Here is a 12170-nt window from a genome sequence, read left to right on the forward strand (position 1 = left end):
GCAAATGTAGGTCTTTTTGTTTTAAAGCACTCTTCATTTCCGTACTTTTGTACCATGCTTACCCAACGTCAGTTGTTTTTACAACATAATGCACAAACCTCTCCAGAGCCCCTGATGCTCGAATTCGTAAGGGCAAAAGGCATCTACATTTACGATGCACAGGATAAAAAACACATTGATCTTATTGCCGGCATCGGGGTAAGCAATGTTGGCCATTGCCACCCTGCTGTAGTGAAAGCCATTCAAGATCAGGCAGCAACCTATATGCACCTGATGGTTTATGGTGAATATATTCAAACACCGCAGGTTAATTTTGCAAAGGCACTTGCCGAAATCTTACCCGAAAGTTTAAGCTGCACCTATTTTTTAAACTCTGGAACAGAAGCTGTAGAAGGTGCCATGAAACTGGCTAAACGTTATACCGGCCGCAAAGGTTTTATTGCCTGTAAAAATGCTTATCATGGCAGTACCCAAGGCGCGGAAAGTTTAATGGAAAGTGATTTTTATTCTGCTGGATACGGTCCTTTCCTACCGCACGTAAGTTTTATTGAACATAATAATCTTACTGACCTGGAAAAAATCACTTCAGACATTGCTGCTGTGTTTATCGAGCCTATACAAGGTGAAGCCGGAATACGTGTGGCTGATTTAAGCTACATGCGGGCTTTGCGGGCAAAATGTACAGAAACAGGCACCTTGTTGATTTTTGACGAAATACAGTCAGGTTTTGGCCGCAGTGGCAAAATGTTTGCCTTTGAACATTACCAGGTTGTACCAGACGTGCTGTTACTGGCAAAAGGAATTGGCGGCGGAATGCCAATAGGCGCTTTTATCAGCTCATTAGAGATTATGTCGGTATTATCGCATACGCCAATCTTGGGCCACATGACTACCTTTGGAGGTCATCCGGTTTGCTGTGCTGCCGGCTTAGCAACTTTACGCACCCTGGTTGATAATCATATTGTAGAGGAAGTAGAAGAAAAAGGCCAGTTATTTAAACAGCTTTTAAAACATCCGGCTATTAAAGAAATCAGGGGCAAAGGTTTGATGCTCGCTGTTGAGTTTGAGAATTTCGAACTTAATAAAAAAATTATCGATGCCTGTATTTTAGACGGCGTATTGTCAGACTGGTTTTTACATTGCAGCAATTCTATGCGGATAGCCCCCCCGCTAATTATTACCAAAGAAGAAATTAAAGATGCTTGCGAGACCATCTTAAAAAACATTAACTTAGTTGCAGGGTAAACGCATAGCGCTGAGTGCAAAGCGCATGGCGGTAAAAAATTAAACAAAGTTAGCTGAAATGAATGTATTAATCGTTGAAGATGAAAAAAGCCTCGCGCTTGAAATGGATGAATTCCTGAGCAAAGAAGGATTTATTGTAGAGCATGCCTGGAAAAAATCTTCTGCTGAAGAAAAGATTTTTGTAAATAATTATGACTTCATTTTATTAGACCTGGGCTTGCCGGATGGCGATGGTTTTGAGATTTTAAAACAGCTGAAAGCGACGAAAGACCGCGATGATGCCGTAATTATTTTAACAGCGCGCAGTGCCGTTGATGACCGGATTAAAGGCCTTGATGAGGGTGCAGACGATTATCTGCCAAAGCCGTTTTCCCTAAATGAACTTTTAGCACGTATACATGCCATTACGCGTAGAAAACATAAATTAGAAAAAAACGAGGTAAACATCCACAACTTTTTGCTCAATATTCAGAACAGAACAGTTTCTTATGGCGATGAAAGATTAAACCTCACCAAAAAAGAGTTCGAAATATTTAACTATCTGGTGTTGAACAAAAATCGTGTAGTATCGAGAATGAGTTTAACTGAACATGTTTGGGGCGATATTTTAGAGGTCAACTCTGACTCAAACTTTGTGGATGTACATGTTAAAAACTTACGAAAAAAACTCGCCGGGGTTACGCCAATAGATTGGTTTGAAACGGTAAGAAGCATAGGTTATAGAATCAATTGCTAGTGAGTTTTAGGGTTGGGCGTTTGGCGCAGGGCGTCAATTAACCAATTAGCCCGTTCACCCAACCAAAATGAAACCTCATCCATCTTACATAAACCATCATCATCTAAATGAAACTACAGGTTAAGTTTTCTTTATATAATGCCGTAACCAAGGTTGCCATCATTCTGGTATTAGGTGCTATCATTTTATTTTCATTAGATAGACTGGCTTACAACCAGCTTGATAACCGTTTGATTAAAAAAAAGAACAAAATCATCAAACACCTGAATGATAATGAAATCGACAGCCTTTTAAATAAAGAACAATCATTTACTGACTATAATATTTTGAAGGAAGAATTTATTGTATTAACAGTTCTTCCCGACAATCAAAAGGATTCGACAGCAAAGGTATTTACGGAAAAAAGAGAGATTGAAGGTGATATTGAAGTATACCGCATTTTAAATTATAAATTCTCTTATCACAAAAACTGGTATAACCTGGAGATCGGTGAAACCATGACAGCACTTCAGTCTATCAAAAATTCGATCCGTTTTTATATGCTGATCGTACTTGTGGCTGCATTGCTGATTACATTGATAGCCGATTACACTTTTTCTAACTTTTTACTTAAACCATTTTATAGGATTATCGATAAAAAGATTAACCTGGTTGATGATCCCAGCCATTATAATTACCAGAACATCCCAACCAGCACCAGCGATTTTAAAATCCTTGACAACAGCATAAACTCTTTAATGCGAAAAATAAATACACTTTTTGCCTTAGAAAAGCAGTTTATTGCCAACGTTTCGCATGAGTTGCTTACCCCTATTTCGATTTTAAGTACACGATTTGAAAATATGCTTAATACACCGGATATTCCCGTTGAGCATGAAAATAAAATATACGCCTCATTAAAAACCCTGAACCGCTTAAAGCTGATTATCAACAGTCTGCTACTCATTTCAAAAGTTGAAAACAATCAGTACCTAAAAACGGAAGAAATCAGCCTTAACCAAGAAATTGATGATATACATGAGGATCTGGAAGATCGGATAGCGGATAAAAACATTAGTTACAGTGCCCGCCTTTCAAAAGATTTTCATTTTACAGGAAACAAAGCACTGATACATACGCTTTTAATCAACATCATCAACAATGCCATTAAATACAACGTTGATAATGGAACGATTACCATAACTGATAAAACCGAAAGTGACAGATATATCCTCACCATCAGCGATACCGGAACAGGTATGAGCAAAGAACTGGTAGAAAATGCTTTTGATCGTTTTAAAAGAGGAAATTCAGAAGAAAATGGATTTGGCCTGGGCCTGGCCATTGTACAAAGTATTGCCCGGTTCCATAAAATAGATGTTGATATCAAATCCGAAGAACAAAAAGGCACCAGCATTTCCCTATCCTTTTCAATATAAGACTTTATTGATCAAATTATTAAACCGAATAAAATACGTTTGTATTGCCTGGCTTTAAAACCAGCGGTACCCTGCAAACAGTATAAAATTTTGGCAGGGGCTTTGCTTATTGTTAATTCATTTTTAATAAGCAAAACGTATTGTAATGAAAAACATTATCCCCATACTAGGAGCCGCCACTTTAATGATGGCATCATGCCAGGGCGGAACAGCCAAAAAAACACAGGCCAAAATAGATTCCACTATTGTAGCCAATGCAGCCGTGACAACTGATTCGGTTCAGTGTTACCAATACATTAAAAACCGTGATACCGCTACCCTATCGTTAAAAACAGTGGATAATAAATTAACAGGTACGCTAGGCTATAATTTATACGAAAAAGATAAAAATGCGGGTACAATAGCCGGTATTATCAAAGGTGATACCATCATTGCGAACTACACCTTTCAATCTGAAGGCAAAACATCGGTAAGAGAAGTAGCCTTTTTGAAAAAGGGTAATCAGCTAACAGAGGGATTTGGTGATGTACAGGAAGTAAATGGAGAAAGCAAGTTTAAAGATCTGAGCAAACTAAAGTTTGATGGATCGATGACTTTCGAAAAAATTGATTGTAAATAATACTTCGTCATCTTCATTCAAAAGTTGTCATTTCGACAGCAGTGGAGAAATCTGTTGTCTGGTACCATAGATTTCTCGACTTCGCTGCAATTCGCTCGAAACGAGGGTAACTCCAAAGAAATTATTAAATAAATATCCCGGGAAGTTATGAATTACTTATCCTGGCATTGAACTATAAATCCTCAAATCTTTCCCAAAATCCGTCAACAGGTAATTTGGCAAATATGTTTACCGGTTCCTTTTTTACGGGGTGTATAAACTGTAATCTACGGGCATGCAGGCAAATACTTCCTTTTCTGCTTCCACGTGGATAACCATATTTGTTATCACCCATAATTGGACAGCCCATTGAGGATAGCTGAACCCTAATCTGGTGTGAGCGGCCTGTTAAAGGATCAACTTCCAAAAGATAATAATCGCCTACTTTAGCTTTTACTTTATATGAAAGCTCGGCACGTTGACTGCCCGTAATCTCTGTATTGTAATAAGAAACCACATTTTTTTGTGGATTTTTAACCAGCCAGTGTACCAATGTAGCCGATTCTTTCTCCGGCTTATTCTTCACCACAGCCCAATAAGTTTTCTTTACCTCTCTGTTTTTGAATACGGCATTCATACGTTCTAAAGCCTTACTCGTTTTAGCAAATAAAATTACGCCGCTCACTGGACGGTCTAAACGGTGTACTACCCCTAAAAAAGCACCATTTGGCTTATTGTATTTTTTAGCGATATATTTTTTTACCTGCTCGTCCAATGGCTCGTCGCCAGTTTCATCAACCTGCACAATATCACCTGCTCTTTTATTAATAGCGATTAAATGATTGTCTTCAAAAAGGATGTCGTTATCGGTAATTGGCATTGGTTAGTTCATTGGTTCATCCGTCATTAGTTTATTTGATAAAGCAAATCGGCTAATGCGAAAGTTTATTGGTTAATCATTTAGCTACTAATTATTGATGGTTGGAAGGTTATCTGCGCCTTAAAAAACGCCAAACTCAAAACGCCAAACTCCAACCTAGTACTGTTCTTTTTCGTTCGGGAAATCATTTCCTTTTACATCGCGGATATAAGACTGCGCTGCACCTAAAATTTCATCGTAAAGATTAATATATTGGCGTAAAAAGCGTGGTTTAAATCCTTTGGTTAAACCAATCATATCATTTACCACCAAAACCTGTCCGTCGCAGTCTGGTCCGGCACCAATGCCAATAGTTGGAATATGTAGACTTTCTGTAACTTCTTTACCTAGTGCAGCAGGGATTTTTTCCAATACAATGGCAAAACAACCCGCAGCCTGCAAAGCCAAAACATCGGTTTTCAACTTATTAGCCTCTTCTTCTTCCTTTGCACGAACGGTATAGGTTCCAAATTTATAAATAGACTGGGGAGTTAAACCCAGGTGTCCCATGACAGGAATTCCTGCCGTAATAATTCGTTGAACAGATTCGATAATTTCTTCTCCGCCTTCCAGTTTAACACCATGAGCACCTGATTCTTTCATAATCCTGATCGCTGAATTCAAAGCTTCCTTTGAATTTCCCTGATAAGAGCCAAAAGGTAAATCAACCACAACAAAGGCTCGTTTAACGGCTCTGATTACAGATGCAGCGTGGTAAATCATCTGATCTAACGTGATGGGCAAAGTTGTTTCATGACCAGCCATTACATTTGACGCAGAATCGCCAACCAATAAAACGTCCAATCCTGCATCATCCAAAATGGTTGCCATCGAATAATCGTAAGCCGTAAGCATTGATATTTTTTCACCACGCTCTTTCATTTCCTGTAAAATATGCGTGGTAACGCGTTTGATTTCTTTATGTACCGACATGGGATTTGTTTTGTGTTGCCAAAAGTATTGTTTTTTCTTTAATTAAGCTGAAAGACGAAAGGTAAAAGACCAAAGCGGTCTCAAACTAAAATCTTTTTTATACTGATGTGGCTTTAATACTTTAATCTTTTTGCTTTTAGCTTCTGCCTTATTTCATTTTTCTCTTTAGATTTCCAATCTAAAATTCTATCTTTGTACCCCGAAATGGACGGGATATCTTCATCTTTTTTTGTACCCTGCAAATACGGTTTTAATGCCGAAAGCCATTCTTTTTTCAACTCTTTTTTAAATCAAAATCCATATTGTAATTACCATGACTAACTACACCAAGTTACCTGCGATTTTATTACTGGCCGATGGCACGGTTTTTTACGGCAAAGCGGCCGGGAAAATTGGAACTACTACCGGCGAAATTTGTTTTAATACCGGGATGACAGGTTACCAGGAAATTTTCACCGATCCAAGTTACTTTGGACAGATAATGGTTACCACAAATGCACATATTGGTAATTATGGTATCCACAAAGATGAAATCGAATCGGGATCAATCAAAATTGCTGGTTTGGTTTGTAAAAATTACAATATCATTTACAGCCGTAAAGAAGCTACTGAATCTATCCAGGATTATTTCCAGAACGATAACCTGGTTGCTATTGCAGATATCGATACACGTGCATTGGTGCGCCATATTAGAGACAAAGGTGCCATGAATGCGATTATTTCTTCAGAAATCACTGATTTAGAAGAATTAAAACAAAAATTAGCTGAAGTACCTTCAATGGAAGGTTTAGAGCTTTCTTCTAAAGTAAGCACCAGCGAACCATATTTTTATGGCAATCCTGAGGCGAGCTTGAAAGTAGCAGCACTTGATTTAGGCATCAAGAAAAACATTTTGCGCAGCTTTGAAAACCGCGACATCTATGTTCAGGTTTTTCCGGCTAAAACCACTTTTGCCGAAATGGAAAAATTTAGCCCTGATGGCTACTTTATTTCAAACGGACCCGGCGATCCTTCGGTAATGCCTTATGCAGTGGAAACGATCAAAGAAATTCTAGCAGTTGACAAGCCATTATTCGGGATCTGCTTAGGTCACCAACTATTGGCCGAAGCTAACGGTATCGGCACCATGAAAATGTTTAATGGTCACCGTGGTTTAAACCATCCGGTTAAAAATATCATCAAAAACCACTGCGAGGTTACCTCACAGAACCATGGTTTTGGTGTAATACCCGATGAAGTTAGAAACTCTGACAAGGTAGAAATTACACATGTTAACTTAAACGATAAATCAATTGAGGGCATCCGTGTTAAAGGCAAAAAAGCATTCTCGGTTCAATATCACCCAGAATCTTCGCCAGGTCCACACGATTCACGTTACTTATTCGATGATTTCGTTGAAGTAATGAAAGGCGAATTAGCCTGGTAAAAATTATTTTTTATATTAAAGCATTAAAACACTGCTCATTTCTGTTGGCAGTGTTTTTTTATTTAAATTAAAATTCTCTAGGCACTCACTTTGGAAAAAAGATACCGGGTTACCAAAATCCCGAGAAACAAAGGTTGCAATATGACTGCATTTACAGAAAATCATATGCTATGCCGAGCAATAGAGTCCCAACCAGTGATACATTCATTTTTTCAAAAATAATATTGTTTTTGATGAAGCTTTTAATTAACCAAAAACAACTATAAAACAGATTCGATAAATTAAAGCATTATCATTGTAACCCTAAAAAATATTAAGTGATGGTTTTACCTACCTTAAACATCATTTTACCGACATTTTCATCAATGTATTCAAAAATTCATTCCCTATTCATTTAAAGCTCCTTACATTCGCAATATGGAAACAAAAAAAGCCATTATCAGTGTTAAAGACCTGGTAAAAAAATATGATGATTTTGTAGCCGTTCAAGGGCTTAGTTTTGAGGTTTACGAGCATGAAATTTTCGGACTGCTTGGTCCTAACGGAGCAGGAAAAACCACAACACTCGAAATTATCGAAACATTGAGAGACAAAACATCTGGTGAAATTATTGTTGATGGTTTTTCTGTTGACAAACATCCACAGGATATCAAACAGATTATTGGTGTACAGCTACAGGCAGCCGGTTATTATCCAAATCTAAACCTGATCGAACTCGTTGAACTTTTTGCCGGTTTATACGGTGCCAACATTAAACCCATGGAGATGTTGGAAAAAGTAAACCTTCAGGATAAGGCAAAAGCTAAATACAAAGCACTTTCAGGTGGGCAAAAACAACGCTTCTCAATAGCTACGACCCTAATCAACCAACCAAAAATTATTTTTCTGGATGAGCCCACAACAGGTTTAGATCCACAGGCACGCAGGAATCTTTGGGACCTGATTACAGAAATCCGGAATGCAGGTACAACGGTGGTTATTACCACACACTACATGGATGAGGCTGAACAGCTTTGCGACCGCGTTGCCTTTGTGGAACGCGGACAGATTATTGCGCTGGACACGCCTGATAACTTGATAGATAATTTAGTAAATAGTGGTTTTGAACGTAAAAAAGAGGTTAAAAAGGCTAATCTGGAAGATGTATTTATTCATCTTACAGGTCAGGAATGGCGTGAATAGCCCACTATCCCCTAAAAGGGGAACTTGAAACCTAATGTGCTTCATACATTTTTTAAATAAATCCAGCGAAACCAATATGCAAACAGATATACACAAAAAAAAATCAAACTCTCCTTCAGGGGCTGGGGGGTACAATAATCTTACAGCAACTCTTGCCCTTGCCAAAGCAAGTTTCCGTTCTATTATGCGGAGCCCCTCTGCGGTGGTTTTTACCCTGGCTTTTCCCCTGATATTCATACTTGTTTTTGGATTCTTAGGTGGCGGCGGAACCCGTATCGATGTTGGAGTAATGCCAGGTTCGGATGTAAATAACCCCGTAATGGGTATGCTGGAAAAAACAGGCATGATCCGTTTGGTAAAAGATAAATCAAAAACCGAGTTCGATAAGTTACTGGAAAAGGGCAATGTTGATGCCATGATTGATGTACATAGAAAAGTAAATTCTGCCGCCTATTCGGTTAATGTGGTTTATACTTCGGCATCGAGAGATAAAGGTGGAATTTTAAAATCAATTTTAAACAACATCTTTTACGACAAGACATTAAAGCCCGCCGTTGCAGAAATTAAAGAAAGTACCATTACAGGTCGAGAGTATAAAACGATTGACTTTATCCTTCCCGGCCAATTGGGCTTTTCGCTATTAAGCACGGGCGTTTTCGGAACGGCATTCGTATTTTTAAGTCTGCGCCAAACCTTAGTAATCAAACGCTTTTTTGCTACTCCTGTGAGGCGATCGAGCATTGTTATCGGCGAAGGGATTGCCCGTATAGGCTTTGCCTTAATCGGCGCCTTATTTATCATTTTAATTGGCCATTTCTTTTTTGGCTTCACACTCGTCCACGGAGTGCTTACGGTCGTCAACATGCTTATACTGGCCACCCTTGGGGTCATCGTTTTTATGGGCTTTGGTTTTATTATTTCAGGCATCGCCAAAAGCGAAAGCATGGTACCTCCAATATCAAATATCATTACCTTGCCACAGTTTTTACTATCGGGTACATTCTTTTCTATCGAGGCTTTCCCGGGTTGGCTACAGCCAATCAGCAGGGCGTTACCGCTTACCTATTTAAATGATGCCATGCGCAAAGTAGCTTTCGAAGGTTTAGAATTATGGGATGTTAAGTTTCAGATTATGATTCTATTGCTTTGGGGAATTGGTATTTACGCCGTCGCGGTAAAAGTATTTAAGTGGGAATAAGACAGCCTGAAAGCATTTTGAAATGATAACACATTGTTATCATTTTTTTTGAAGGAAAAATTTTAATATCGGATAGTTTAATTTTTTATATCATCCGATATTATTACCTTTGGGCATGTGGGATTTTGATTTAAGCGATTTAGAAGAGCTATTACCGCAAATAGAAAGGTTATATGAGAAAAAGGCCAGGTTAGAAACTTCAAGGCCTTTGCCTAATAGCGCTCTAAACCGTATCAGAGAAGATCTCACCCTCGAGTGGACGTATAACTCCAATAGCATAGAGGGAAATACTTTAAGCCTGAAAGAAACCCAGATGGTTTTACAGGAGGGTATAACAGTTAAAGGCAAATCGTTACGGGAACATTTCGAAGCTTATAACCACGAAAAAGCTATCGATTACCTGTACACTTTGGTTAATAAAGATTATACCCTCAGAAGCATTGACATTTTATCGCTTCATGGCCTGGTACTCAGAAGTATTGAAGATGATTACGCGGGCCGTTTAAGAAATGGCGGTGTGCGCATTGTAGGCGCAAATTTTACGCCACCCAGTGCCAATAAGGTTTCCGATTTGTTAGATCAACTGATCACCTTCATAAACGATAACCCATTAGGTTTAAGCGATATCATATTAGCCAGTATTTTTCATCATAAACTCGTTTGGATACATCCTTTTTTTGATGGGAATGGGCGTACCGTTAGGCTTGCCATGAATTTATTACTTATGCGAAGAGGCTTCCCCCCTGCTATCATCCTCAAAAACGATAGAAAGAAATACTACGAAGCGCTTAACCAGGCAAACAAGGGCAATTACCATAAACTTTGTTTATTGATGTTGCAAGCTCTAGAACGCTCATTAAATATCTATATAAATGCATTACCAGGAAACCATTATGGTGATTATGAACCCATCTCCAATATCGTTTCAGAACCTGATGTTCCTTATGGCCAGGAGTATGTGAGCTTACTGGCCAGGCAAGGAAAAATAGATGCTTATAAAGAGGGTAGAGATTGGCTTACCACTAAAGCTGCTGTACAAAGCTATATCAAAACGAGGAAAAGAAAACGTTAACCTTTTTTAACTTTTTGGTAGATGATATTGGCGTAATTTTACCCAAAAATAGTTAATGAAAAGTCTGTTCATCTTTTGTGGTATTTTGCTTCTTTTCAGTAGTTCACAAGCTCAATTTAAGTTTCTGGCAAACAACAGTTCTGACCAATACAAGGCCAAAATTTTTGTCGAGAAATGTGAAGGAAATGCCTGTAGCGGAAAAGCCACAATTATTATTTATGAAAAAGTTACAGATAGAGAAACAGATATTTTTCACTCTGAAGACCTGGACTTCGGCTTAACAGCCACTCAAAATGCCAAACTTGGATGGCTGGAACTTGGCAAATACCAAACGCCTTTAATTTTCGGCGATTTTAATTTTGACGGTCTTGAAGATCTTGCCATCAGAAACGGTAGTAATGGCGCTTATGATAGCCCATCGTACGACGTTTATTTATCATCAAAAGAAAATAAATTTCTAAAAAGCGAGGAACTGACCAAACTGGCCAGCGAAAACCTTGGCATGTTTGATTTTGACAAAAAAACAAAGCAAATTGCTACCCATCAAAAAGATGGTTGTTGCTTTGATAAAACCATAAACTATAAATTTAACACTAAGAACGTACTTTACGAAGACTCATCAGTTATTGAAGACTCCAGCATTGCCGATATCGTGACGGTAATTACACAAAAAAATGTTGATGAAAAAGTAAAAAGAACGGTGCAAAAATTTAAGATGAAAGATTATTATAATCAATAGCCAAAGTTACCGTCATTTCTAGCGGAGCGCAACGAGCCGAGAACCAAGAAGTGCTCAGCGAAGCTAAATCTGCTTTGATAGATCTCTCCATTTCGCTATGCTTCAGTCGAGAAGGACGACTTTTCAATTTACAGTGCTGCTTTTACTAAAAATGGCAATATTTCTTTCTGAAAACTCACAAAATTCTTACGTACATCAGAATCGCTAACTGAGGTAAAGGCAAATGAAAATACGATACTTTTACTTGCTTTAAGTAAAAATGCCAGTCCTTCTCTTCTTGCCGGATTGTTTTTAAAATTATCCAGTTGCAGGTAAGCAGCCAACAATAAAGCCTCTAACTGGTCTGATAGATGTTTCAAAAACTCTTGCGAATTTGCATTTTCACGAACAAAATCCCAGCCGATAAACTCATTACAGGCAGTAAATGACAAACGGCTCGTTTTCATTACCAATGCTTTCAGGTGTTCCTCTTCTGAAGCGTAACTTACCTTATTGTTTAATATCTCATAAAGATTCTGGTCCAGATAATCCATCAGAATACTATCCAAAACCTGTTCTTTACTCTCAAAATATTTGTAAATGGTTGCTTTGGCTATACGGGCCTTTTTTGCAATTTCATTTACACTGGTTTTATGGTAACCGTATTTTCGAAATAATTCTTTGGCAGCTTTTTTTACTGTTTCTTTTATTTTTTCAGCTTCCAT

The 12170-nt window shown here is 38.2% G+C and carries 12 protein-coding genes; 9 read left to right on the plus strand and 3 right to left on the minus strand.

Going from position 1 to position 12170, the window contains the following annotated elements:
- The first annotated feature begins 54 nt into the window (after nucleotides 1–54).
- The 4 genes from ACFE6N_RS13830 to ACFE6N_RS13845 all read left to right on the plus strand — a co-directional run bounded on the left by ACFE6N_RS13830 (nucleotide 55) and on the right by ACFE6N_RS13845 (nucleotide 4018).
- Nucleotides 55–1245, plus strand: a complete 1191-nt coding sequence (locus ACFE6N_RS13830) for an aspartate aminotransferase family protein (protein WP_378937355.1) — start codon at nucleotides 55–57, stop codon at nucleotides 1243–1245.
- 58 nt (nucleotides 1246–1303) lie between these two features.
- On the plus strand, nucleotides 1304–1981 hold the full coding sequence (locus ACFE6N_RS13835) for a response regulator transcription factor (RefSeq protein ID WP_293744321.1): 678 nt from the start codon (nucleotides 1304–1306) through the stop codon (nucleotides 1979–1981).
- 107 nt (nucleotides 1982–2088) lie between these two features.
- On the plus strand, nucleotides 2089–3399 hold the full coding sequence (locus ACFE6N_RS13840; RefSeq protein WP_378937357.1) for a sensor histidine kinase: 1311 nt from the start codon (nucleotides 2089–2091) through the stop codon (nucleotides 3397–3399).
- A 145-nt stretch (nucleotides 3400–3544) separates the two neighbouring features.
- Nucleotides 3545–4018 carry a hypothetical protein gene (locus ACFE6N_RS13845; protein ID WP_378937359.1) on the plus strand — a complete coding sequence of 158 codons (474 nt, stop codon included), beginning with the start codon at nucleotides 3545–3547 and terminating at the stop codon, nucleotides 4016–4018.
- A gap of 172 nt (nucleotides 4019–4190) precedes the next feature.
- On the opposite strand, the gene ACFE6N_RS13850 is transcribed toward ACFE6N_RS13845, so the two are convergent.
- Nucleotides 4191–4877: an RluA family pseudouridine synthase gene (locus tag ACFE6N_RS13850; protein WP_378937361.1), complete on the minus strand. Its 687-nt coding sequence runs from the start codon at nucleotides 4875–4877 to the stop codon at nucleotides 4191–4193.
- Between the two features lie 156 nt (nucleotides 4878–5033).
- Nucleotides 5034–5849, minus strand: a complete 816-nt coding sequence (gene panB, locus ACFE6N_RS13855; RefSeq protein WP_090986131.1) for a 3-methyl-2-oxobutanoate hydroxymethyltransferase — start codon at nucleotides 5847–5849, stop codon at nucleotides 5034–5036.
- 313 nt (nucleotides 5850–6162) lie between these two features.
- Between panB and carA the strand changes: the two genes are divergently transcribed.
- The 5 genes from carA to ACFE6N_RS13880 all read left to right on the plus strand — a co-directional run bounded on the left by carA (nucleotide 6163) and on the right by ACFE6N_RS13880 (nucleotide 11466).
- Nucleotides 6163–7275, plus strand: coding sequence for a glutamine-hydrolyzing carbamoyl-phosphate synthase small subunit (gene carA / locus ACFE6N_RS13860; protein ID WP_090986133.1), 1113 nt, complete (start codon nucleotides 6163–6165; stop codon nucleotides 7273–7275).
- Between the two features lie 417 nt (nucleotides 7276–7692).
- Nucleotides 7693–8457, plus strand: coding sequence for an ABC transporter ATP-binding protein (locus ACFE6N_RS13865; RefSeq protein WP_293744317.1), 765 nt, complete (start codon nucleotides 7693–7695; stop codon nucleotides 8455–8457).
- A gap of 76 nt (nucleotides 8458–8533) precedes the next feature.
- Nucleotides 8534–9655 carry an ABC transporter permease gene (locus ACFE6N_RS13870; protein ID WP_378937365.1) on the plus strand — a complete coding sequence of 374 codons (1122 nt, stop codon included), beginning with the start codon at nucleotides 8534–8536 and terminating at the stop codon, nucleotides 9653–9655.
- Between the two features lie 115 nt (nucleotides 9656–9770).
- Nucleotides 9771–10727, plus strand: coding sequence for a Fic family protein (locus ACFE6N_RS13875; RefSeq protein WP_378937367.1), 957 nt, complete (start codon nucleotides 9771–9773; stop codon nucleotides 10725–10727).
- A 55-nt stretch (nucleotides 10728–10782) separates the two neighbouring features.
- The gene (locus ACFE6N_RS13880; RefSeq protein WP_378937369.1) at nucleotides 10783–11466 is read left to right on the plus strand and encodes an XAC2610-related protein; all 684 of its coding nucleotides are present in this window, start codon (nucleotides 10783–10785) and stop codon (nucleotides 11464–11466) included.
- Nucleotides 11467–11594: 128 nt separating this feature from the next.
- On the opposite strand, the gene ACFE6N_RS13885 is transcribed toward ACFE6N_RS13880, so the two are convergent.
- Nucleotides 11595–12170, minus strand: coding sequence for a TetR/AcrR family transcriptional regulator (locus ACFE6N_RS13885; protein ID WP_090501759.1), 576 nt, complete (start codon nucleotides 12168–12170; stop codon nucleotides 11595–11597).

The organism is Pedobacter sp. BG31, from assembly GCF_042464845.1.
Classification (GTDB): Bacteria; Bacteroidota; Bacteroidia; order Sphingobacteriales; family Sphingobacteriaceae; genus Pedobacter; species Pedobacter suwonensis.